At 44.1% G+C, this 24,384-nt stretch carries 22 protein-coding genes; 18 read left to right on the top strand and 4 right to left on the bottom strand.

What is annotated here, in order from left to right; translation table 11 throughout:
- Positions 1-56: 56 nt before the first annotated feature.
- Positions 57-620 carry a YqgE/AlgH family protein gene (locus BMX56_RS29515; RefSeq protein WP_090653323.1) on the bottom strand — a complete coding sequence of 188 codons (564 nt, stop codon included), beginning with the start codon at positions 618-620 and terminating at the stop codon, positions 57-59.
- A gap of 107 nt (positions 621-727) precedes the next feature.
- On the opposite strand from BMX56_RS29515, the gene pdxH reads away from it, so the two are divergent.
- The 6 genes from pdxH (at position 728) to BMX56_RS29485 (ending at position 5,561) form a co-directional block, all read left to right on the top strand.
- Complete coding sequence (gene pdxH, locus BMX56_RS29510) at positions 728-1,375, top strand: pyridoxamine 5'-phosphate oxidase (protein WP_090653322.1); 648 nt, start codon at positions 728-730, stop codon at positions 1,373-1,375.
- On the top strand, positions 1,372-1,869 hold the full coding sequence (locus BMX56_RS29505) for an NADH-quinone oxidoreductase subunit C (RefSeq protein WP_090653321.1): 498 nt from the start codon (positions 1,372-1,374) through the stop codon (positions 1,867-1,869). Before pdxH ends, BMX56_RS29505 begins: the two co-directional genes overlap by 4 nt.
- A 19-nt stretch (positions 1,870-1,888) precedes the next feature.
- Positions 1,889-2,431 carry a DUF6934 family protein gene (locus BMX56_RS29500; RefSeq protein ID WP_090653320.1) on the top strand — a complete coding sequence of 181 codons (543 nt, stop codon included), beginning with the start codon at positions 1,889-1,891 and terminating at the stop codon, positions 2,429-2,431.
- Positions 2,432-2,479: 48 nt separating this feature from the next.
- Positions 2,480-2,665 (top strand): hypothetical protein, encoded by a 186-nt coding sequence (locus BMX56_RS29495; RefSeq protein ID WP_090653319.1) that lies wholly within the window; start codon positions 2,480-2,482, stop codon positions 2,663-2,665.
- A 164-nt stretch (positions 2,666-2,829) separates the two neighbouring features.
- Positions 2,830-3,186 (top strand): BlaI/MecI/CopY family transcriptional regulator, encoded by a 357-nt coding sequence (locus BMX56_RS29490; protein WP_090653318.1) that lies wholly within the window; start codon positions 2,830-2,832, stop codon positions 3,184-3,186.
- An 11-nt stretch (positions 3,187-3,197) separates the two neighbouring features.
- The gene (locus BMX56_RS29485) at positions 3,198-5,561 is read left to right on the top strand and encodes a M56 family metallopeptidase (protein ID WP_090653317.1); all 2,364 of its coding nucleotides are present in this window, start codon (positions 3,198-3,200) and stop codon (positions 5,559-5,561) included.
- Between the two features lie 313 nt (positions 5,562-5,874).
- On the opposite strand, the gene BMX56_RS29480 is transcribed toward BMX56_RS29485, so the two are convergent.
- Positions 5,875-6,960, bottom strand: coding sequence for a DNA topoisomerase IB (locus tag BMX56_RS29480; RefSeq protein WP_090653316.1), 1,086 nt, complete (start codon positions 6,958-6,960; stop codon positions 5,875-5,877).
- 164 nt (positions 6,961-7,124) lie between these two features.
- Between BMX56_RS29480 and BMX56_RS29475 the strand changes: the two genes are divergently transcribed.
- The 3 genes from BMX56_RS29475 (at position 7,125) to BMX56_RS29465 (ending at position 10,806) form a co-directional block, all read left to right on the top strand.
- Entirely contained in the window at positions 7,125-8,360 is a 1,236-nt protein-coding gene (locus tag BMX56_RS29475; protein ID WP_090653335.1) for a PQQ-dependent sugar dehydrogenase, read from the top strand.
- Positions 8,361-8,722: 362 nt separating this feature from the next.
- Positions 8,723-9,799 (top strand): acyltransferase family protein, encoded by a 1,077-nt coding sequence (locus tag BMX56_RS29470; protein ID WP_090653315.1) that lies wholly within the window; start codon positions 8,723-8,725, stop codon positions 9,797-9,799.
- A gap of 74 nt (positions 9,800-9,873) precedes the next feature.
- Positions 9,874-10,806 carry an RpnC/YadD family protein gene (locus tag BMX56_RS29465; RefSeq protein ID WP_090653314.1) on the top strand — a complete coding sequence of 311 codons (933 nt, stop codon included), beginning with the start codon at positions 9,874-9,876 and terminating at the stop codon, positions 10,804-10,806.
- Between the two features lie 159 nt (positions 10,807-10,965).
- On the opposite strand, the gene BMX56_RS29460 is transcribed toward BMX56_RS29465, so the two are convergent.
- Positions 10,966-11,979: a threonine aldolase family protein gene (locus BMX56_RS29460; RefSeq protein ID WP_369829655.1), complete on the bottom strand. Its 1,014-nt coding sequence runs from the start codon at positions 11,977-11,979 to the stop codon at positions 10,966-10,968.
- Between the two features lie 73 nt (positions 11,980-12,052).
- Between BMX56_RS29460 and BMX56_RS30335 the strand changes: the two genes are divergently transcribed.
- The 7 genes from BMX56_RS30335 to accC all read left to right on the top strand — a co-directional run bounded on the left by BMX56_RS30335 (position 12,053) and on the right by accC (position 20,968).
- Positions 12,053-12,727, top strand: a complete 675-nt coding sequence (locus tag BMX56_RS30335; RefSeq protein WP_177183964.1) for a hypothetical protein — start codon at positions 12,053-12,055, stop codon at positions 12,725-12,727.
- Positions 12,728-12,928: 201 nt separating this feature from the next.
- Positions 12,929-14,512 carry a flavin monoamine oxidase family protein gene (locus tag BMX56_RS29450; RefSeq protein WP_218152513.1) on the top strand — a complete coding sequence of 528 codons (1,584 nt, stop codon included), beginning with the start codon at positions 12,929-12,931 and terminating at the stop codon, positions 14,510-14,512.
- A gap of 166 nt (positions 14,513-14,678) precedes the next feature.
- Complete coding sequence (locus tag BMX56_RS29445) at positions 14,679-15,848, top strand: pyridoxal phosphate-dependent aminotransferase (protein WP_090653311.1); 1,170 nt, start codon at positions 14,679-14,681, stop codon at positions 15,846-15,848.
- Positions 15,849-15,970: 122 nt separating this feature from the next.
- On the top strand, positions 15,971-16,972 hold the full coding sequence (locus BMX56_RS29440) for a Hint domain-containing protein (RefSeq protein ID WP_090653310.1): 1,002 nt from the start codon (positions 15,971-15,973) through the stop codon (positions 16,970-16,972).
- 215 nt (positions 16,973-17,187) lie between these two features.
- Positions 17,188-18,018, top strand: a complete 831-nt coding sequence (locus BMX56_RS29435) for an SDR family NAD(P)-dependent oxidoreductase (protein WP_090653309.1) — start codon at positions 17,188-17,190, stop codon at positions 18,016-18,018.
- 274 nt (positions 18,019-18,292) lie between these two features.
- Positions 18,293-18,829 (top strand): c-type cytochrome, encoded by a 537-nt coding sequence (locus tag BMX56_RS29430; RefSeq protein WP_177183963.1) that lies wholly within the window; start codon positions 18,293-18,295, stop codon positions 18,827-18,829.
- 657 nt (positions 18,830-19,486) lie between these two features.
- The gene (gene accC, locus BMX56_RS29420; protein WP_090653306.1) at positions 19,487-20,968 is read left to right on the top strand and encodes an acetyl-CoA carboxylase biotin carboxylase subunit; all 1,482 of its coding nucleotides are present in this window, start codon (positions 19,487-19,489) and stop codon (positions 20,966-20,968) included.
- Here accC and BMX56_RS29415 read toward each other — a convergent pair whose 3' ends face one another.
- Complete coding sequence (locus BMX56_RS29415; RefSeq protein ID WP_090653305.1) at positions 20,969-21,613, bottom strand: HAD family hydrolase; 645 nt, start codon at positions 21,611-21,613, stop codon at positions 20,969-20,971.
- Between the two features lie 77 nt (positions 21,614-21,690).
- On the opposite strand from BMX56_RS29415, the gene BMX56_RS29410 reads away from it, so the two are divergent.
- On the top strand, positions 21,691-22,164 hold the full coding sequence (locus BMX56_RS29410; RefSeq protein ID WP_090653304.1) for a hypothetical protein: 474 nt from the start codon (positions 21,691-21,693) through the stop codon (positions 22,162-22,164).
- 105 nt (positions 22,165-22,269) lie between these two features.
- Positions 22,270-24,108 (top strand): ABC transporter ATP-binding protein, encoded by a 1,839-nt coding sequence (locus BMX56_RS29405; RefSeq protein ID WP_255369957.1) that lies wholly within the window; start codon positions 22,270-22,272, stop codon positions 24,106-24,108.
- Positions 24,109-24,384: the final 276 nt, after the last annotated feature.

The raw sequence follows: 24,384 nt of genomic DNA, 5'->3' as shown, positions 1-24,384 counted from the left end.
GCCCTGCCTGCTTCTGCCAACTGGCCAACTGACAACTGCAAACCGCCCGCCGCAAACTAATTCAAAGCCGGGTTTTCGGGGAAGTTGGCTATATGCGCATAGCGATTACCCAGGCCCTTGATCACGTCTTTCCACAGGTTGTGCTCTTCGCCTTCAAAAAGGGTTTCGGGGGCAAACTTGTCGGTTACTATCCAGCTGTCGGCGGCAATTTCTTCGTCGAGTTGCTGGGGCGTCCAGCCGGAGTAGCCGGCAAAAAACTTTATTTCGGTTTCGTTAAGCTGGTAGTTGCTTACCAGCTTTTTTATTTGCTCAAAATCGCCGCCCCAATATACGCCGGAAGCAATTTCGATACCACCGTCAATTTTTTCGGGTACACGATGGATAAAGTGCAGTGTATTTTTGCCCACGGGGCCACCTTCATACACCGGCATTTCGGAGTACGATACATCGGGCAGTACGTCGCCAAGCATATATTCGCCATGATGGTTTAAAATAAAGCCCATGGCGCCATCGACAGAAAATTCTGTGAGGATAATGACCGATCTTTTAAAGTTCGGGTCCATCATAAAGGGTTCCGAAATAAGCAGACGCCCGGCGGCTGCCGATATAGTACTTAACATACAGGTTTAAATTTAAATAACACAACAAGCTTAGTAAAAATATGTTCAATTATGAAAATGAAAATATATCAATATATACGGATTAATTAATTAGTAAGTTTGCATAAATGAACGAGCAGGAACTACAAAATTTAAGGCAGGAGTATTCTGCCGCCACTTTATTGGAAAACAGCACCAAGGCCGACCCGATGAACCAGTTTGAACAATGGTTTAACGAAGCGCTGGCCGCAAAATTGCCCGAACCTAACGTCATGACGCTGGCTACGGCAACTACAAACGGAAAGCCATCGGCCCGGATTGTTTTGCTGAAAGGTGTTAATAAAGAGGGGTTTATGTTTTATACCAATTACCTGAGCCGCAAGGGTAAAGAAATTACCAAAAACCCGCATGGCGCCATTACCTTTTTTTGGGGCGAACTGGAACGCCAGGTGCGTATTGAGGGTACATTGGAGAAATTGGGCAAGGAAGAATCTGAACGATATTTTCACTCGCGCCCTGTAGATAGCCAGATAGGTGCATTGGTATCGCCGCAAAGCCAGGAAATTGAAGACAGGAAAGTGCTTGAAGATAAACAAACCCAGCTTACAGCCGAATACGAAGGCAAAGAAATTCCGAAGCCATCGTACTGGGGGGGATACATTTTAAAGCCACAGCTTGTAGAGTTTTGGCAGGGCAGGCCAAGTAGGTTGCATGACCGTATCCTTTACAAGAAAACCGATAAAAAAACCTGGAAAAAAGTACGTTTGGCCCCATGATGTTTAACGACATTAAATTATTACTTATCCAAAAATTTGGCGAGGCTGTTATTGCCGGCGAAGAAACCGGCGGCCTGCAGCCTGCCTTGCTAATTAATCCCGACGATATTGACAGGGTATGCCTGGAGCTGCGTAATAACCCCAAAACGTATTTCGATTTTTTGTCGAGCATCAGCGGGCTGCATTATAACGATGAAACTAATCGCTACGGCGTGGTTTATCACCTTGCATCTATTCCGTATAAAACCCAGCTTACCCTGAAGATAAGCAAGCCCCATGACCGGGAAAGCGACCAGTTACCCGAATTTAAAAGCATCACCGCCATATACCGCACTGCCGACTGGCACGAACGCGAAGCTTATGACCTGTTAGGCATCTTCTTCACCAACCATCCCGACCTGCGCCGCATTTTATTACCTGATGACTGGGATGGTTTCCCGTTACGTAAGGATTATAAGGCAGCCGAGCATTATAAGGGGATTAAGATAGATTAGGGAAGCCCCTTTTTAATTTATGCAGGTTACTATAAACTTCGATCAGATTTACCCTCCGCTAAAATTGGTGGACACCTTGACAGAGATGACTTTTGAGGCTCCGCAAGTCGACGGCTCGACGCAGGAAATACTCATCCTTATTGGTCCACATCCAGATCCGTTGTTGCCAGATGTATTCAACCTTGGCTTTGGTCCTCCTGACGGGAGGGGCGGATTTAAGGATAATGTTAAATTGAGACATCTTAATCTGGATAAGGTATTTTCCACTGTTTTATTTCTTGGCCTTACGTTTTTACAGCAAAACCCTACTTTAACTGTTGGCATTGATGGGTCAGATGATTTTCGGGCCAGATTATATCATAGAATGTATAAGTATAATAGAGAATACCTCAGTAACTACTTTACTGCTATTGGTGTTGATTGGTATGTACGTATTTTTAGAAACGGAGATTACGAAAAAGATGATGATGGTCATGCTATCGCAAAACCAAGACCCGAATCTTTTGATTATGCACGGGAAAATAAAGATTTGTATCGCTATTATATGTTTCGTCTAAAATAAGCGATAGTATATTTGTTTATAATAATTGAACTTTAGTTATATTTGTATATGGATCAGCAAATGTTAAAGAAGATTGAGCAGTTTAAAAAACTTGCTACCGTTAAAGGTGGTGCGCCGGTTGCATCAAATGGTAAAACCATCAATAACGACAGTTTGAGCCAGGTGATCCGCTCAAAAAAGGATGCTGATGATTTTATGGCCGAACTTGAGGCTGTGGCTAAACGTGCTAAATAAATAAACTGCAATTAAACTATGATATTAAGAAGCCGCTTTTAGCGGTTTTTTTTATGCCAAATTTTCAATACGATAACATCCAATTCTTGGCTTTGTTAATTTTTGTTAAATAATTTTGTTATTTACGAACTATTCGTAGATTTACGAAACAATCGTAATTAGCAATGGAGAAATTATCAAAACAAGAGGAAGAAGCTATGCAGGCGGTATGGCAATGCGAGGTGGGGTTTATAAAAGATTTTCTTGACCAGATGGAGGAACCCAAGCCGCCATATACCACGCTGGCATCAACTATAAAAAACCTGGAGCGCAAAGGATTTTTGCAAAGCGAAAAAATGGGCAACTCCTTACGCTACAGCGCGGCCATAAAAGAGGAGGAATACAAAAAGCGCTTTATGAGTGGTTTTGTGAACGATTACTTCCAAAACTCCTACAAAGACCTGGTTACCTTTTTCGCTAAGGATAAAAAACTAAGCGCCAAAGACCTGCAAGAGATCATTAAACTGATTGAAAAACAATAAACCCTAAAGCCATGCCAGCACTGTTTGTTTTTTTGCTTAAAGTAAATATTGCCCTGTTGTTGTTTTGCGCCGGTTATTACCTGGTATTAAGGCACCTTACGTTTTATACCCTTAACCGCGTTTACCTGCTTGCAGCTATATTGTTTGCCAGCATTTACCCCCAAATAAACCTGTCGGATTTTATACAGCGCCACCAGCAATTGGCCCGGCCTGTTCAGCAGGTAGTTATAAACTGGCAGGCGCCCGCGCAAGCCCTGGCAAAAACAGTTGATAAGCCCGGTTACTGGGCTTATGTTGAGCTTATATTTTGGGTAGGAGCAGCCTTGCTGGCCATCCGCTTGTTTGTGCAGCTGTTTTCGTTGTACCGTTTATACAAAAATTCCAAGCCTGCTACCATTGGCAACCACCAGGTTAGGCTGATGGATAAAGATGCCGCGCCGTTCTCGTTCTGGCAAAGCATATTTGTGAACCCGGCCAACCACCAGCCTGCCGATTTAAAGGCAATTTTACTGCACGAGCAGGTGCACGTAAACCAATGGCACACGGCCGATATTCTGCTGGCCGAGCTAAGCAGTATTTTTTATTGGTTTAACCCGGGAATTTGGCTCATGAAAAGGGCTATTCGCGAAAACATAGAATTTATAACCGATCAAAAGATCCTTAAAAAAGGCATCGACAGCAAAACTTACCAGTATAGCCTGGTATCGGTAAGTTTTAATAACACGCAACCTGGCATTGTAAACCATTTCAATTTATCAACCATTAAAAAACGTATCATCATGATGAACGCCAAACGATCTTCAAAAATAAACCTCACCCGCTACGTGTTCATGGTGCCTGTTGTAGTTGGGCTATTGTTGGTTTTTAGTATTTCAAAAGCCGATTTTGTAAAAAAGAGCGATGCTTTTAAATCGATAACCATATTATCAAATAATGTAGGTAATGCCGTGGGCATAAATAAGCTGGCTGCCACCATAAAATTGATTTTGCCTGGTAAGGACGAAAATAAAAACCCTGCAAATACAGCCAAAGGTAAAGCGGATAATGATAATACCGGCGCTGTATTTTATTTGGACGGTGTACAGGTATCAAATGCCAATAGCTTTGCCGATAATACTGAAAGTATAGATTACCTTACAGCAACTGACGCCAAAAAATATTTTAATGTGGGCGATAGCAAACATGCAGTGGCCTTTGCGACAAGGAAAAACTCAGCGGCAGGTAAAGCCCTGAGAGAAAAGATAGCACAACTGGTAGCCGCAGGCAAGATTAAGATAAACAGCGTTAATAAGGGGGCTATTGAGCATGTGAATGCCAAAGTGAATTTTATTTTAAAAGATATGGTAAACGCCGATACCACCAAACGGGCTTTTGCTATCCATATCAATGGAAACGACTCGGTTATGTATTACATTAACGGTAAAAAAGGAGATATCAAAAATGTAAATCCCGATGATATACTTAGTGTTAATGTATTTAAAAACAGCGATGCTGCACAGCTTGTTGATGATAAAGTGGCAGATAATGTAGGGCTGGTATTTATTACCACAAAAAACTCGGCCGAGGGCTTAAAATTTAAAGAAAAGCTGGATAAATATAAGGGCACAACAGGTGCCGGGTTTGCTACAGTTATGGATTTTAGCCCCGCTCATACAAAAGGCCGCGTTGATAAAGTTTTTATAAGGGATATGAAAATTGCCGGTGATACTTTAAAGGATGCAAACGGCAAAACAAAACGTATTTATTACGCTTATACGGTTAACTCTGCCGATCCCGTAGTAGTAGGTAAGGTTAAAGGCCTCAGCAAAGTAACCGTATCGGCCAAATCCACAAAGGCACTTAAATCTAACCTGAAGATAGATGATGTCACCTCGATTGCAGGCGCTGCGGATGATAACGACGATGCTGAACCCATTACGGTAACAGGCACAGGGTTAAGTGGTGTAAGGGCCACCAAAAGGGTGGCGGGTAGTGCTGCGGCTTCGGGCGCTACAATGGTTACCAGATGGGACAGCAAGCCAATTCGTAAAAACATAGTGGTAAAAGGTAATGCCATTACCTTAAATAGTACCACACCAATGGATACCATTGTGATGATGACAGCCGATGGTGATCCGGTAACTATGGTTGATAGCAAAAATGGAATAAATGCTACCGCAACTAAAATTTTGCGGATACGCCCCCGGAATGACGACAAGGCAAGCCCGCTGATTTTGGTAGATGGTAAAGAGGTTACCCAGGGCGAGTTCAAAAACCTAAATCAAAATGATATCAAAAATATAAGCATGCTTAAAAACGATGCCGCCACAGACAAAAAATACGGCGAAAAAGCCAAACAAGGTGTGATTGTTATTGAGTTGAAGAAGAAAAAGTGAGTGGTTGATTAGGTGATTAAGTGAGTAGTTGATTGAGTTAGATTGGGTTGATTAAGTTGTTGCTGATCAAAATCTTCATTCAAAATAGCCAATCACTTAACACAATCAACTTAATAAACCATCCACTACAAAAAACAAGGTTGATTAAGTTAATAATAGGATCAGTTAAATGGTTAGTAGTTGATAAGTTTACTATCCCCGTTAGCTTAATCAACCCTGTTACTTGTTGAATGGTTGATCGTGTTGTAAAACACTTCTTAATTCTGTTGATTTAAAAATTCTGAGAGCAATTCCGATTCCGACAATCCCCCCCTCAACTCGCTACCGCGAGTTTTTCTGTTTCCAGGAGTTGTAAAAGTGCTTTTTCGGCAATATTCAACTCAGCAGCTTTGGCATCTTCGTGGCTGTCAATTTTCTCAAGGTATTTAAATATAGTGCCTTCCTCGTAGCTTTTTATTACCGTTGGGTGTACGTAGTATTTTTTGCAAACGGTGCGGGTGTTGCCAAGGTTAATGGCTACCTCATCCAATACGCTTACAATTTTCTTTTTGCATTCGGTAATGTTTTGAAACTCGCCGGCCTCTTTAAAGGCGTAAAGGGCGCTTACACTACCACTCCAGGTGCGAAAATCTTTGGCGGTAAAATCTTCGCCGGTAATGCCTTTCAGGTAATCGTTAATATCACCCGAGCCGATACTACACCGTTCACCATCGGGTTTATAATACTGAAAAAGGTCCTTGCCAGGTATATCGCGGCATTGCTTTACCAGGTTGGCCAGGCGCCTGCTTTGCAGGGCTACTTTATGAAAAACACCTTTTTTACCTTTAAACTCAAACTTTATTTTTGATCCTTCAATGGCCACATGTTTGTTAAGCAGTGTGGTTAAACCAAACGACCCGTAAAGCTTTTTGTACGATTCATTACCCACACGAATGCTGGTCAGTTCCATCAGGCGTACTACCAGCGCCACAACTTTTTCATGATCAAGGTTGTGGCGGGCCAGGTCTTTATCTACCTGGGCGCGTATGGCAGGCAGGTGTTCGGCAAAGGTTTGCAGGCGATGGTATTTGCTTTGATTACGGATCTGGTTCCAGCCGGCATGGTAGCGGTATTGTTTACGCCCTGCCGCATCGGTACCTGTAAACTGCAGGTGGCTGTTTTCATAAGGCGAGATCCATATGTTGGTGTAAGCCGGGGGGATAACCAGTTTGGCAAAACGGGCAATCAATTCCTTATCCTTTACCAGCGTGCCGCCGGCATCATAATAACTCCAGCCCTTGCCCGCTTTTTTACGGGTATAGCCTGGGGTTGAATCTGAAACATAGCGTAAGCCAACTGCCTTTGCCGTAACTTTTGGGTCGCGACCAATTTTTTCGAGTTTTTGTACCAGGCGATTCATGCAAAGTACAACAAGGGGTAAGGGATTAGGTTTTAGGTGAAGGGCTAAGAATCAATAGCCCATAGGGGCATGTCATAATATTTTTACAGCATATACAGGCTATCCTCAAAACCAATTTGTAGTTTTAGCTATTAATGTATTATAAACATTTATTAACCAAATTCATGCTGCCTAACAACTGTAAAACATTCATTTTAAGCCTGTCGTTAACAGCCGGGATAGCTGCCTGCCATGCAGCCCCGCAACAAACTGCGGCTGCCGATACCGGCAAAGGTGCACCTGTTGAAACCATTAAGCCCAACAGCGATTATAAATCAGCCTTCCCCGGCCAAACGCGTATTGCCGGCGTTAAAACCAAAATGGCGGTAACCGCAACGGTTATTAATAGCGAGTTAAAGCAGCCCTGGGCGCTTTGCGTATTGCCCGATGGCCGCTTTCTGATAACCCAAAAGGGTGGTACTATGCGGATCCTAAAAGCTGATGGACAGGCCGATAAAACGATAAGCAATTTGCCTGTAGTGTTGGCCCAAGGCCAGGGCGGCTTGCTGGATGTTAACATCGACCCTGATTTTAAAACCAACCGGATGATATTTTGGGATTATGCCGAAGTAACCCCCGAAGGTAACGTACTGGCCGTAGCTAAAGGTAAATTATCTGCAGATGAAACCCAGGTAGAGTATATTGAAGTGATATACCGTGCAAAGCCAGCTTACAGGGGCGCTTTACAGTACGGTAGCCGCATTTTGTTTGATAAGCAAGGTAACTTGTTTGTAAGCACCGGCGAACGTTCTGGCGGCGATATACGCATGAAAGCGCAGGACTTGAGCGCTGCTATTGGTAAAGTACTGCACTTAACCAAAGATGGTAAGGCGGTGGCGGGTGGTCCCTTCGCCAATACCCCAAATGCCCTGCCCGAAATTTATGCCTACGGTTTCCGCAACCCCGAAGGGATGGCCTGGAACCCCGCAACCGGCGAACTATGGGAAGATGAGTTTGGTCCGCGCGGCGGCGACGAGATCAATATCATCCGCCCGGGCAATAACTACGGCTGGCCTGTGGTTACCTATGGTATTGAATACAGTGGCGAAAAAGTTGGTGATGGTATTCAGCAAAAAGAGGGTGTAACACAGCCCGTTTATTACTGGGACCCTGTTATATCGCCTTGCGGTATTACTTTTTATACCGGCGATATGATACCCGAATGGAAGGGCAACCTTTTTGTAGCCGCCCTCAGCGGATCGCACATTGCACGCCTGGTTATTAAAGATAATAAAGTTGTAGGCGAGGAGCGCCTGTTTAAAGATAAACGCGAACGCTGGCGGTCGCTTGCCACCGGTAAAGACGGTGCGTTGTACGGCGTAACTGATAATGGCAAAATGTACAGGATAGCTAAACAATAGTAAATAAAAAGCATCACAAAATCCCGAATGGGCAACCATCCGGGATTTTGTTTTTTATAAAGATAGTTAAAAACGCCGCAGGGCAAACGCATTTAAATAGTTAAAACAGGCACAAATATTTGGATGCGCCTAAATTGGCTATCAGTTTAGTGTTAACCATGATAAAAATATAAAATATTGATTATTAACTATTTGTGAATATTTTATCTGAAATGTGTTAAGTTATGTTAACCCAATTAGATGCGTTTGACCCTGAAAAATGCCGCCAAATATTTGCCGGGTTTGATATTAATCGGTATTCTTGAAACATCACACATATCTTTAAAAAGCGCCGTGGCCAATGGCCGGCGTAATAACTATTCATGAGCACTATTCCTGCAACTTTAAAAACCAAACAACACTTCGAAATCCTGGACGGCATGCGCGGTGTTGCCGCTTTGGCGGTAGTGGTATTTCATTTTACCGAGTTCCTTTTTCCAAGTTACGATGTAAACTTTATTGGCCACGGCTTCCTCGCTGTCGACTTTTTTTTCTGCCTGTCGGGTTTCGTCATAGGTTATGCTTATGATGACCGGATTGGTAAAATGGGGGTGTTGGAGTTTTTTAAATCAAGGATTATCAGGCTGCACCCGTTGGTTATTTTAGGTTCGGTGTTGGGCCTTATTGGTTTTCTTGTTGATCCGTTTGGCGGTCACCCGGAGGCTTACAGTGTTGGCCGGCTGGCGCTGATATTTGTAAGCTCGATGCTGCTTATTCCGTTCCCGGCCATGCAGGAGCGGTATTTTAACCTTTTTAGTTTTAACGCGCCGGCATGGTCGCTATTTTGGGAGTATATAGCCAATATTGTTTATGCGTTTGTGCTTTACAGGCTTGCGCGCAAGTATTTGGTTGTATTGCTGGTTATAGCCGCGGCGGCGCTAAGCTTTGTGGCCTTCCATGCCAAAATATTATCGGGCGGCTGGGCCGGCGAAAACTTTTGGGAAGGCGGTGCCCGCATTTTTTATTCGTTTACAGCCGGGCTGCTTGTATACCGGTTTAACTTCATTATCAAAAACAAGCTTGGCTTTATTGGGCTTGCCCTATTACTGTTAGCGGCATTAATGATGCCCCATAGTAAATGGAACTGGCTTGCTCAATTGCTCGTGGTTCTTTTTTATTTTCCGCTGCTTATCGCTTTGGGCGCAGGTGCCACGCTTTCGGGAGGCCTTAAAAAACTCTGTAACTTTTCGGGTAATATTTCTTACCCATTGTATATGACCCATTATGTGGGTATCTGGTTTTTTGGCAATTACGTAATAAGCCACAAGCCGCCAACCAGCCAAATTGTTTATATAGTAATTGCAGGCGTAATATTGCTGGTTGGTATGGGCTACCTGGCCATGGTGGCTTATGATATTCCGGTAAGGAAGTATTTGAGTGGTAAGCGGCAGCAGGGTTGATGAGACGATAACAAATGAGCGACTTTTATTACCAGTCAATTTTTTTGCCGGTGAGTATTTTATATTATTGTTTAATGAGAAGAAAAGACGACATCCTTTGGAAAGGGATTCTCGAAGATGTTTTTGACGATTTTTTATGCTTTCTTAATCCTGATGCTTCGGATATTTTCGACTTTGATAAAGGGTTTGAATTTTTGGATAAAGAGCTGGAGCAGGTTTTCCCGCCGGAGAAGGACGAGTATTCTCCGAAAGTAATTGATAAACTGGTTAAGGTATTTACCAAAAGCGGCAACGAGGAATGGATTTTGGTACATATCGAGGTGCAGGGTCAATATCAAAAGGATTTTGGTAGTCGTATGTTTACCTACTTTTACCGGATATTGGATAAGTATCAAAAACCTATAGTTGCATATGCCATCTTTACCGAGGCGAACACAAAAGAACGGTCGGATCATTTTACCTTAGACTTTATGGGTACAAGTTTGCGATATACTTTTAATACCTATAAAATAGCCAGCCAAAGTGACGAGGAATTAATGGCCAGTGATAACCCTTTTGCGTTGGTAGTATTGACTGTAAAAGCCGCGCTCGCTGGTAAAAATATTAAGGACACCGACGAAAAAGATGAGCTTTTGTTTGCTTTAAAGCTCAAGTTAGCTAAGTTGCTGTTAACAAGGCAAATTGCAAAAGAAAAGATCAGGGTATTAATGAATTTTTTGAAATATTATGTGCGCTTTGAAAACCCGGATATAAATACTAAATTTGAACAAGAGGTTAAAAACTTAACAGAAAGGAGTACCACTATGGGCATTGAAGAACTTTTATTAGATAGGGCCGAGAAGCAAGGTATTCAAAAAGGTATTGAAAAAGGCATTCAAAAAGGCAAGCAGGAAGGTAAACGGGAAGAAGCAATTACCATAGCCCGTGAACTTAAAAAAGAAGGCTTGACTTATGAGTTCATTGCAAAAACCACTAAACTTTCTGTTGAGGAAATAGAAAAACTTTAATTGATAACGTCGATAAAATATAGCAGCAGAGCCCCAAAAGGGCTTTTGTTGTTTTTAAGGCCTTAAAAAGGTGGGAAGAATAATGTGCCGACAAGGCATCAAAGTGAATAATGAGTGGCTTAGGCCCATCCCATTACATTCACTATTCACCATTCAAAATTACATTCCCTTCAGCACCCCAACCAAATATTCCACCTGATCCGCATGTACATCTAAGTGTGTTACAAAACGGATGCGGTGTTTATCAGTATCGCTGGCTTTAATGCCTTTTTCGGCCAGTTTGGCCAGTACTGCTTTGGCGGGTTCTACAGTATCAAATAGTACAATATTGGTTTCCACCGGCATTACATGGCTTACCCAGCTTAAATTAGCCAGTTCTTCGCCCAAAATGCGAGCGTGGGCATGGTCTATTTTCAGGCGTTCTACATGGTGGTCCAATGCATATATAGCCGCCGCTGCAAGGAAGCCCGCCTGCCTCATACCGCCACCCATTACCTTACGAATGCGGCGCGCGTATTTAATAGTGGCCTTATCAGCCAGTAAAACCGAGCCAACCGGCGCGCCAAGCCCTTTAGATAAGCAAACAGAAATGCCATCAAAATAAGTTCCGTAATCAACAGCCTTATCGCCGGTATGGGTAAGGGCGTTAAAAATACGGGCGCCATCCAAATGGAGTTTTAGATCTCTGGCATGGCAAAGCTGAGCTATTGGTTTAATGTCATTTAAAGTATAGCAGCTGCCACCGCCTTTGTTTACCGTGTTTTCTAACACCACCAAACTGGTATGGGGGTAGTGAATGTTTTCGGCATTTATTTCCGGTTCAATCATTTCGGCTGTGATAATGCCGCGGTAGCCGTTCAGTAAACGGGTAGATACTCCGGAGTTAAAGGCAATACCGCCACCTTCATAACGGTACACGTGAGCGGTTTGATCGGCAATCAGCTCATCCAGCGGCTGGGTAAAGCATTTAATAGCTATCTGGTTGGTCATAGTACCCGATGGACAAAAAATTCCCGCTTCCATTCCAAACATGGCGGCCGCTTTTTCTTCCAGGGCGTTTATGGTTTCATCTTCGCCAAAAACATCATCGCCAACTTTGGCGCTCCACATGGCTTCCAGCATGCCGGGAGTTGGTTTGGTAACGGTGTCGCTGCGTAAATCAACAGTCATCATATTAAATATCTAAAAATTACGTTCTTTGTATTTTATACTTGTTATGCGCTCAATTTTAATCATTTTATTTTTTATGCTGTGTTTTGTATCAGCAAAATCGCAAAAATGGCAGTCGGGTGCTTTTACCGATGTAAAAGGTAACCGCAGTACCGGTTTTATCCGCGTAAACTCCGGCGGCAAAGGCCCTATTAAAGATGAAGGCTTTATTGAGTTTAAAGACGACGAAAAAACAAACCCCTATAAACTCAGCGCCAGTGATATCCGCTCGTTTGTGGCAGGTAAGGATAGCTTTGTAGTTGCTCATGCCCCGCGCAACGAAGAATGGAGCAAAGAGGAAACCGATTTTGTACAGGTAGTATTGGACGAGCCACTTAAACTATATGCGGCCAAAGGCGCAACAGGCGGTGGCGGCGGTGTACATTTTTCGCCGGGTGTAGCTATGGGCTATGGCAGTGGCGGCTACGGTGGCGGCCTTGGCGGTGGCGTAGGTGTTTCGCTTGGCGGCGGCGGTGGTAATGGCGGCAGTGGCAAAAGCTCAAAAACAACCTACTATTTTGGCGAAAGTACCGCCGATATGCAGCGCATAACCGATGCCAACTTTGAAGATATTATGGTAGAGATATTGGGCGACGAAGAGCAGGTGGTTGAAAGCATTAAACAGCACAAGTATAACCTCAAAAATATAGATAAGCTGCTTGACTACTACAACAAATCGGTAGCTGCACATAAAGGGCAGCCGGCGCAGTAAACCGGCTAATCAAACGTTTGAAATTACAGGTCGTTCCCAAAAGGAGCGACCTTTTTTATTGAACCGTCTTGTTTTTCAAATAATCCATACTAAGCCCGTAGATATTATCATAATTAAAAAATTATGCCATATCTTTTATTAAATCATTTAAAAAACTATCTTTAAGCCTTACATAATTGTAAAACATAAAAGCTGATCTTATTGAAAACAATTACCCGCAGAGATTTTTTGGGTAAGGGTGCTATGCTGGCCGGCGGGGCTTATCCCGCTATGCTGGCATTGGGCATGCTAAAACCCGCTCCCGCGCACGCTTTTAATTTGGAGGGCGATGGCAAGGGCAAACACATTATTATATTAGGGGCGGGCCTTGCCGGCATGACCTGCGCTTATGAGCTTAATAAATTGGGCTATCAATGCACCATACTGGAGGCCCGCCAGCGTACCGGCGGCCGCTGCTGGAGTATCCGCAACGGCGCAACCAACCAGGAGATTGACAAACCCGCTGTTATTGCCAAATTTGATGATGGCCTTTATTTTAACGCCGGGCCTTCCCGCATTCCGCATCATCACGAGTTAACGCTGCATTACTGTAAAGAGCTTGGTGTACCTATACAGGTGTACAATAACGTTAATGAGGGCGCTTATTACTTTGCCGAAGGCAAAGGCCCACTATCCAATAAAAAAGTCCGTGTACGCGAAATTCATAACGATATTCGGGGTTATATGACCGAAATGCTGGCCAAAAGCATCGATCATGGCGGTTTGGATAGCGCCATGACCAAAGAGGACGGCGAAAAGATAATTGCCTACCTGCAAGCCGAGGGTGGCCTTGATATAGATAAGCTTTACAAGGCATCTGCGAGGAGAGGGTATACCGAATCGCCGGGGGCCGGAGACAGGCCCGGCAAAGTTGCCGAGCCGCATAAACTGGCCGATATCCTGCACTCGGGCCTTATGAACCCTGATTTTTACAACGTGGCCGAATACACCTATGAATTGCAAATGACCATGTTCCAGGCGGTAGGCGGGATGGATCAGATTGCCAAAGCCCTTGAAAAAAAGGTAGCGCCCTCCGTAAAAATGGGTGCCGAGGTTACCTCGATAAATAACCAGGCCGAAGGGGTAAAAATTACTTATAAAGATGCCACAGGCGTTCATGAGTTAACCGGCGATATGTGTATTTGTACTTTGCCGCTACCTGTTTTAAGCAACATAAACAACAATTTCTCGGGCGATGTTAGCCGGGCTATCGATTATATCAGTTATATACAAACCGGTAAAATAGGTTTGCAGTTTAAACGCAGGTTTTGGGAGGAGGATGAGCATATATACGGCGGTATTACCCACACCAACAACGATTTAACACAAATTTTTTACCCATCTTATGATTATTTAGGAAAAAAGGGTATCTTGATTGGATATTACAATTTTAACGAAAAAGCCCAGAAAATCGGCGCTTTAGGTTATGCCGAGCGTGAGAAGTTTGCGCTGGAAAAAGGCAGGCTAATCCACCCTCAATATGATAAGGAATTTGAAGCGTCTTTTTCAGTTAGCTGGCACAAAACAAAATACAATTTAGGCGGATGGGCTGTTTACAGCACCGAAACACGCAAAACACAATACCCGGTACTATTAAAGCCCGATAAGCAGGTATACTTTGCCGGCGAACACCTAACCTATCTGAACGCATGGATGGCCGGCGCATTTGAATCGGCCCGCAGTACAGTGGCTGCCCTGCATGCCAGGGTGACTGAAGGCCGCGCAAGCTACCCGGCGGTAAAATAGGTTTTGGAAATAGAATCAAGAGTCAAGATAGTTGTAGGGGAGTGGAAAATGTTTCTGGACTTAGATTGAACTGGTTAAAACTATAATACTATAAGATAAATAAATCTGTCATGCATCAGGATCATTAGTCTTGATACTTGATACTAACTACTTGATACTTAAAAAAATGGCAAACTCACTTAACCGCAGAAACTGGATCAGGTCCAGCGCACTCATGGCCGGGGGACTGGCCTTCTTTTCGGGGACAATTAGTAAGCTGGCCGCTATGCCGGTTGCTAAGAAGCTGGCCCCGCTGGCTAAACGCTTTACCGATATGGATGCCATAGCAGATGCGCCACCGGTATTAAAAGCACGCTTACTGGCTAATGAAAACCCATTCGGCCCATCGCCCGCCGCAAAAAAAGCAATCCAGGAAGCTATCGACCTGGGTTACCAATACCCAATGCAATCAATGGGGGTGCTTTACGATAAAATTGCCAGCTATGAGGGAATTTCACCCGGTAACGTCCTGATGGAATCCGGCTCATCACCATTATTATTGGCCGCCGCCATGTATTACAGCAAGGGCGGAAAAAGCATTATCACCGGCGATCCATCTTATGACGACCTGCCGTCGCATGCGGAAAGACTGGAAGGCAAATGGGTTAAAGTGCCATTGACTGTCGACTATAAACTTGATTTGGATGCCATGGAGGCCAAAATTGATGCCAATACGGGGCTGGTTTATATCTGTAACCCTAATAACCCGACCGCAACTATATTAGATACCGCCAAACTGAAAGCATTTTGCGAGCGGGTATCTAAAAAAGTAACGGTTTTTGTTGATGAAGCCTACATCGACTACCTGCCCGATCCAAAAGGTTCCTCGATGATAAGCACCATGAAAGCCGGTAGCAATATTATAGTTGCCCGTACATTCTCTAAACTATATGGGTTTGCAGGCCTGCGTTGCGGCTACATTGTGGCTCAGCCAGATACTATTAAAGCTTTATCTAATTATACAACAGGCTTCTCCCTCTCGGCAACAACCATTGCAGGCGCTATTGCAGGTTATCGCGAGGAGGCATTTTTGAAAGAAGCTTTAGAAAAAACACTGGCATCAAAAGAGTATTTGTACTCGGTGTTGAAAAAGGAAGGCTACGAATACATTCCGTCATCAGCCAATTTTGTAATGTTCCCGCTAAAAATGGACAGCAAAAAATTTGTAAGCGAAATGATGAAACGCGGCGTAGGCGTACGCAGCTGGCAGTTTAACGGTAAAGAGTGGTGCCGTGTAAGCATTGGCCGCATGGACGAAATGGAAGCTTTTGCCGAGGCGTTTAAACAACTAAGTTAAAGCCCCACCCAAACCCTCCCCTAAAGGGAGAGGGCTTTAAAAATTACATTTATCAAACTTTAAATAAAAATACTAACAAGATCAAAGTCTCCCCCTTCAGGGGGAGATTTAGAGGGGGCTTTATGCGTAAACTAACATTAACAATACTTTTAACCGGTTCTATTTATTTAAGCCGTGCGCAAACAACAGCGGCGGTAAATCCTCGTCCGCTTACTATGGACGAGTATAGCAAAGCACAAACTTTTACCATTGCCGATCTGGATAAGGATACATATGTAAAATTTGAGAACGCCTACGTACTGGACAGGTATGAAAACCGGAAACCGTATTTCATCACCGGATCTGACGGGCTGAAAAAACGTGTCGACCTTTATAAGCTGATAGCTAAGGAAGGCATGCAGGAAATTGGGCTGATGGTGTTTTATACCAACGAAAAAGGCAAATTATATAAAGCCCTGGTGCCCGATTTTACTGCCGATGGCAAAGTATGGGAAAAGTACTTTTTAGATATTGATAATATTAACAAGGTTGAAACCAATTTTATTCTGAAGCTATCGTATGTATTGTCAAAAGAGGTAAGTTTTCAGCAATATAAAGTGCTGAACGGCGGCAAGGATATGAAGGAAGAATCGGCTACATACGGTAACGATATTTGTTTCCCTGGCGATGAGATGGTAACCATGGCCAATGGCAGCAAAAAAATGCTGAGCACGATAAAAAGCGGCGATGAAGTAATTACCATTGATCCGGCCACCAATAAAAGTTCGGTAGTTAGGGTAAAGGAGTTAACCACCCATGAAGCAAAAAATTACGCGTTAACACGCCTGGTGCTTGTTGCTGCAGATGTTAAAAACACCAGGACAGGTAGGTTGGTAAATCTGAATACCAAAGTATTGCAGGCTACGCCAAACCACCCGATGCTTACCAAACAAGGCAATCTGAAAATGGGCGAGATTACTACCGGCCAGGAAGTGCTTTGCCTTAACGAGCAAACCGGTAAATACGAGGCCTTTACTGTACTTCAAAAGACAGAAAGTGGCGGCGGTATCCAAAAAGTTTACAACATAGTAGCCGATGGCGGCAGCACCCTGCTGATGAACGGCGTTATGGTGATGCAGAAGTAAACTCTACCCAAATCCTCCCCCCAATGTCATTAAGTTAAGAAAAACAGAAGTGGAAAATAATATCGAACACTGAATTCCGAATATCCAACACCGAAGTTTTTCCTTCATTATTCGAAATTGGATATTCGGTGTTCGATATTAAGTCAACCTTAATTCCTTAACAAAAAACCTCTATCTTGCCCATCAAAAGCTCCCTCTTTAGGGGGCAGGGTAGAATGGCAATAAAAACAACCGTTATAACAGGTGCTACATCAGGCATCGGGAAAGAAACCGCGCTTTCATTGGCCCGGCAGGGACATTCGCTTTACCTATTGGTGCGTAACATGCAAAAAGGCGAGGAACTCAAAACCTATTTAATTAAAGAAACCGGGAACAGGGAAGTGCACGTTATTAAATGCGACCTGGCCGATTTGCAAACCGTGCGCGATGCCGCCGCCGAATTATCCGGTAAGTTATTTGCCATCAATACGCTTATTAACAATGCAGGGGGTATTTTTGCAGAACGCATGCTAAGTAAAGATGGATTTGAATTAACCTTCGCCGTTAACCACCTCGGGCATTTTTTGTTAACTAACCTGCTGATGCCGCTGCTGCAAAAAGGGCAGGCACGTATTATTAATGTTAGCTCAGAAGCGCATAAGCGCGGTACTCCGCAGTTTGATGATTTGCAATGCGAGCGGTCATACAAGGCCTGGAAGGTTTATGGGATGAATAAACTGTTCAATATTTATTTTACGCAATCGCTGGCGTCAAAATTTGCAAATAAAGGTATTCTCGCTTTTTCGTTGCATCCCGGCGTAGTAAATACCCATTTTTGGGATGATTTTAAAGGGCTGGGCAAATTGATGACCACCCTGATTCGCCCGTTTATGATCAGCGCACAGCAAGGGGCCGCAACTACGTTATTCCTGGCAACCGCGCCACGCCTCGATAAATATAACGGAGGTTATTTTAAGAAGAAAAAAATTGCCAAAACATCTGCCATCGCCACCGATACCGCTGCCCGCGATAAGCTTTGGGCTATCAGCGAGAAATTAAGCCTTTGACGATGTGCAGATATGCAAATTTCAAATGTGCAGATTTCAGATGGATGATTAAATTCTCATTTGAATATTTGAAATCCGGACATTCACTAATTCCTCATCTGCATATTTGCACACCTGAAATCTGCACATTGATAAATTCCTCATCTGCATATCTGCACATCTGAAATCTGCACACCTACTACTCTGTATCTAAAAAGTTACCAATTAATCGTCATTTTAAAGGTTGTAACATTCAAACTTAATAACTACATTAGATGACTTAAATATGACAATTATGCTGGTAAACAAAAAAATATTAGTTACCCTTGGCCTCATGTCGGTAGTGGTAATAGGCGCTATGACATCGATGACGCCTAAAAAAGCCGATGAGCCGGGTTGGAAAAACCTGAAAGTATTACCCAAAAACATCACCAAAGATCAATTGCATGATGTAATGGAAGAGTGGGAACACTCGTTGGGTGTGCATTGCAACTTTTGCCACGTACGTGATGAAGCCGCAAAACAAATGGACTGGGCAAACGATGCCAAACCAGAAAAGAAAATGGCGCGCGATATGTTCAAGATGATGAACAAAATCAACGAGAAATATTTTGATGCTAAAAAAGACTCATTAGGCTTAACATTAAAATCGGGAGTTAACTGTTACAGCTGCCATCGTGGTACTGCCCATCCCGAAGTAACATTGCCTGCAGGTCGTGGCCCGGGCGGCCCTCCTCCGGGTGCCCCTGGTGTTGGCCCCGGCGGTCCGCCTCCAAACGGTCAGCCCGGTCCTCCACCGGCAGGTACACCAGCACCTGATAAAAAGGAATAATATAAAAAGGCCTGTGCTATCACAGGCCTTTTTATTTGGCTAAAAACGAAAAATAGTTGTATAATAAGCTAAAAATACTTTTTTTGCGGCTGCTATTAAATATTCATTATAAAATTGCGATTTTTTGACTATTTTAGTGCTTGTAAGTACCCCTTAATTAACTAACAATATGACAGCCGAATTAGATACAAAAAACGGTATTGATAACATTGCAAAAATAAAACCCTTGGCCGCCCAAAAAGAGCTGCGTTGCCGTGGTTGTGGCAATGTTGGTATATCCCGCATAAAAAGAGGCCCATTGGTTAAAACTCTTTTTTTCTGGTTACCGCTTAAACATTATGTTTGTTATCGTTGTAGCCGTAAAAGCTACAGGCTTGATAGGTCTGGCAGGTAAAAACAGGGGCGAGTTCTCTGGTTCGTTTCTTTACAAATGCTTTTGGGATGAAAAAATCAAGGCCGATTTAAATATCAGGCGCAGTAGGTTTAGTTCCGTATAAAAAGACTAAAGGCCGTGTGTTGGATATTAAGAATCCATTGCTATATATTATTATATCTGGGTTTTTATTTAAGCCGATGCCATTGTTCGTTTATCGAAAGCATTTACCAACATCCTAAATTTTCCCGACGGTCAACCGTTAAATCAGTTACATTTGTTTTATGCAAAAAATACTGGTAGCCAACCGGGGCGAAATAGCTTTAAGGGTAATGCGATCGGCCCGCGAAATGGGCATTAAAACTGTTGCCGTTTATTCGGATGCAGATCGTGATGCATTACATGTGCGCTATGCTGATGAAGCTGTTCATATTGGCGCTGCCCCGTCTAATCAATCTTATCTTGTTGGCGAAAAGATCATAGCGGCCTGTATAAAAACCGGCGCCGAGGGCATACACCCTGGTTATGGTTTTTTGAGTGAGAATGCCGCTTTTGCAAAACTGGTACGCCAGGCAGGCCTTATTTTGATAGGGCCATCGCCCGAAGCCATGGAGATTATGGGCAATAAGCTATCGGCCAAAGCGGCAGCGCTTAAGTACAATATCCCCATGGTGCCCGGTACCGAAGAAGCTATAACCGATGTAGCCGAGGCAAAAAAACGTGCAGTTGAAGTTGGCTTTCCTATACTAATAAAAGCAGCTGCAGGCGGTGGCGGTAAAGGCATGCGTATAGTTGACGGTCCCGGTGATTTTGAAGAGCAAATGCAGTTAGCCGTATCCGAGGCAACTTCGGCCTTTGGCGATGGATCGGTATTTATTGAGCGCTACGTTTCGTCGCCAAGGCATATCGAGATCCAGGTTCTGGGCGATACGCACGGCAATATTGTGCACCTGTTTGAGCGCGATTGCTCGGTACAGCGCCGCCATCAAAAGGTGATTGAAGAAGCACCTTCAAAAGTGCTTACCCCGGCCATAAGGGCGCAAATGGGCAAATGCGCGGTTGATGTGGCCCGGTCTGTAAACTACACGGGGGCCGGCACGGTGGAGTTTATTATGGATGATGCACTCAACTTTTATTTCCTGGAGATGAATACCCGTTTGCAGGTTGAGCACCCGGTTACAGAATTGATTACCGGGATTGACCTGGTAAAGGAGCAAATTAATATAGCCCGTGGCCTGCCCATCAGCTTTAAACAGGACGATTTGCAAATTCGCGGCCATGCGATAGAACTAAGGGTTTATGCCGAAGACCCGGCCAATAATTTCCTGCCGGATATTGGCACCCTGCAAACTTATATTACGCCAAAAGGAGCGGGGGTAAGGGTTGATGATGGTTTTGAGCAAGGTATGGAAATTCCCATTTATTACGACCCGATGATAGCCAAGCTGATTACCTATGGCAAAGACCGTACCGAAGCCATAGAACGCATGATAAGGGCAATTGACGAATACCAGATAACCGGTATTACAACCACATTGGGCTTTGGCAAATTTGTAATGAAACATGAGGCTTTTACATCGGGTAATTTTGATACGCATTTTGTAAAAAAGTACTTCAATGCCGAAGTATTGCAAACCGGGAATGAAGAAGAAGCCAGGATTGCCGCGATATTGATGGAGCAATTGCTTGGCAGCCCGAAAGCTACTGTGGCGGCCCACGTTACTGCTGAAACCAGTAATTGGGTAAAAAACAGGAGCCGGTTGTAGCTATAACAGTTCCGTCAGTTCAGCAAAGTTATCCACCGTAGCCACCATACCACCGGGCACAACCCCAAAGCCATAGCTTGCAAAAATGAATGGTACACCTGCCTTTGTTGCCGATGTGTAATCGCCCATGGTATCGCCTACGTAAACAGGAGCCTGCAGGCGATGATCGTTTACAATATCCTTAATATTATCTGCCTTGGGGTTGCCCTTGGTGCCAAAGCATTGGTGCGCCAAAAAGTAAGGGTGCATGTTATTTAAATCCAGGAACACCTCAATATACCCATTTTGGCAATTGCTCACAATGTATAGTTTGTATTTTGCGCCCAGGTATTTCAGGGTTTCTTCCAGCTCCGGGTAAAGTTCACCGCCTTTTTTATGCAATATTTCCAGTTCGCTCACAGCGCATAGGGCTTGTACTTCTTTGCGCTGTTCATCACTCAGGGCAGGGAATAGCTTATCAAATATAGCATCATAGGTCATACCGGTAATTGATCTCACGCGTTCAACGGTCATATCTTCGTTCAAATAATCAACCTGGTTAAGCGCGTGTTGCCAGGCCAGCGCCACGTTTGCGGTGCTATCCCAAAGGGTTCCGTCCAAATCAAAAATTATGCTGTCGAATGTGTTTTTTAATGAAGTATCCATACTGGCGGCAAAAGTAGCAGATTATTTTTCTGCGCGGCAGATGGCGTTGATTTATTTTATATTTAGATTATAAAAAGATGGTCTATTTTAAAAAAATTAGTTTTAACCCGGAAGACACTGCCATACTGGAAGCAGCTTTAAATAAGTTTTCTGAAGAACGGGTAAGTTTGGCCGGGTTTCAACCCAAAATTGGCAACCAATTTTTTGCGAGGCAAATAGATAAAAGCGGCATCAATTATACCCGTTTAATGTCGCGGTTTGACAGGTTTGTGCCCAAGCTGATTTTTTACATGGCGATTAAAAGAGGTAACTGCGTTTGCCGGCTTAGTATAAGTAACCGTTCATTTGGTGTTTTGGTATTAATTATTGGCGGTATTGCTGCTAATACGATGTCGACCGATAAAAACGACCCGCATTATGCCGGGCTGATAATCCTCAGTACGACTTTAGCCATTTTTATTTTGTTTACAGTAATGGAGTGCCTGCAAACACAAATGAAAATTAAACGGGCTTTATCAACCTATAAATTGATAAAGCGGATTGCTCTATGAAGTGTACTATTGTCATCCACCCCTCACAAATATCCCATCTGTACACTAATGCCTTACCAATTGAGTAAATTTGTTTAAATACATTAAACAAAGGAACATTTTATATTGAATACCAACCGCCCGCCCAAAAATACCATCGACAACAAAATAACCTTAAAAGAACGTTTCGACGCGTTGCGCAACCTGCCTGCCTTTTTTAGGTTGGTATGGCAAACCAACCGCTGGATGACTGTAGTTAACGCCCTGTTGCGTATTGCCCGCTCGGCCATGCCGCTTGGTCTGCTGTACGTGGGCAAGCTTATTATTGATAAGGTGGTTACCATAAGCCACAGCCAGGTAAAAGATATGGCCCAGCTTTGGGAGCTGGTAGGGCTTGAGTTTGCTTTGGCGATATTAACCGATGCGTTAAGCCGCGCAATTACCCTGATGGATAGCCTGCTTGGCGATTTATTTAGCAACCACACATCCGTAAAAATCATGTCGCACGCCGCAACGCTGGATCTTGATCAGTTTGAAGATTCGGTGTTTTACGATAAACTGGAACGCGCACGGCAGCAAACCGTCGGGCGCACCATATTACTATCGCAGGTAATGAGCCAGGTGCAGGATTTAATAACCATGGGCTTTTTGGCGGTAGGGTTGATGGCGTTTAACCCATGGCTTATAATATTGCTCCTTATAGCCATTATCCCCGCTTTTTTAGGCGAATCGTACTTTAACGACCGGAGCTATGCCCTTACCCGCGGCCAAACGCCCGAAAGGCGGGAACTGGATTATATCCGCTACCTAGGCGCCAGCGACGAAACGGCCAAGGAGGTAAAAATATTCGATCTTTCGGGGTTTATCATCGACCGCTTTAAACAGCTTTCGAATAAATTTTATACTGATAATAAGCGGCTGGCCATCAACCGGTCCTTATGGGGTACGTTTTTTGCCATGCTGGGCAGTCTTGGCTATTACGGCGCTTATGTGGTGATTATTGTCCGCGCGGTACAAGGCAGTGTAACCATTGGCGAACTGGCTTTCCTGGCAGGTTCGTTCAGGCAGTTGCGGGCTTTGCTCGAGGGAATACTCACCCGCTTTACAGCCGTATCGCAGGGGGCTATTTACCTGCGCGATTTTTTTGAATTTTTTGAGATCGAGCCTAAAATTAAACTTTCGGTAAGTGGTCTGCCATTTCCTGAAACTATTCGGCATGGCTTTACTTTTGAGGATGTTGGGTTCAGGTACCTCAACTCCGAGAAATGGGCCAACAGGCACCTTAGTTTTACCCTGTACCCCGGCGAAAAGCTGGCGCTGGTAGGAGAGAACGGGGCCGGCAAAACCACCCTGGTTAAATTATTAGCCCGGTTATATGACCCTACTGAGGGCCGCATTTTATTAGATGGCTTCGACCTGCGCGAATATGACCTGGCCGATTTGCGGCTTAACGTAGGCATTATCTTCCAGGATTATTTGCGATACCAAATGAGTTTTGCACAAAACATTGCCGTGGGTAAAATAAGCGAACAGGATAACCGGCCGCTGATAGAACACTCGGCCCGCCAAAGCCTGGCCGATGTACTGGCTGCCAAACTACCCGGCGCTTATGACCAGCAACTGGGTAAACGCTTTGCCGACGGTGTTGAGCTGTCTGGCGGCGAATGGCAAAAGGTTGCCCTTGCCCGCGCTTATATGCGCGATGCCCAGTTACTAATATTAGACGAGCCAACCTCGGCCCTCGACGCCCGCGCCGAATTCAATGTTTTTGAACGCTTTGCCGAACTCACCAAAGGCCGGTCGGCAGTACTGATCTCGCACAGGTTTAGCACCGTGCGTATGGCCGACAGAATATTGGTACTCGAAAAAGGCGAGCTTGCTGAAATTGGCAGCCACGAAGAACTGCTCCTGAAAGGCGGCCGCTATGCCGAACTGTTTGATTTGCAGGCGGCGGGATATAGATAGTGAGTTGTGAGTAGTTGTGAGTAGTTGTGAGTAGTTGTGAGTAGTTGTGAGTTGTGAGTAGTGAGTAGTGAGTAGTGAGTTGTGAGTTGTGAGTAGTGAGTAGTGAGTAGTGAGTAGTGAGTTGTGAGTAGGTGAGTTGTGAGTTGTGAGTTGTGAGTTGTGAGTTGTGAGTTGTGAGTTGTGAGTTGTGAGTTGTGAGTTGTGAGTTGTGAGTTGTGAGTTGTGAGTTGTGAGTTGTGAGTTGTGAGTTGTGAGTTGTGAGTTGTGAGTTGTGAG

The sequence above is a fragment of the Mucilaginibacter sp. OK283 genome, from assembly GCF_900110415.1.
Lineage (GTDB): Bacteria > Bacteroidota > Bacteroidia > Sphingobacteriales > Sphingobacteriaceae > Mucilaginibacter.
Note: the sequence above shows the minus strand (reverse complement) of the source record. Positions and strands in the feature narration are given on the sequence as shown.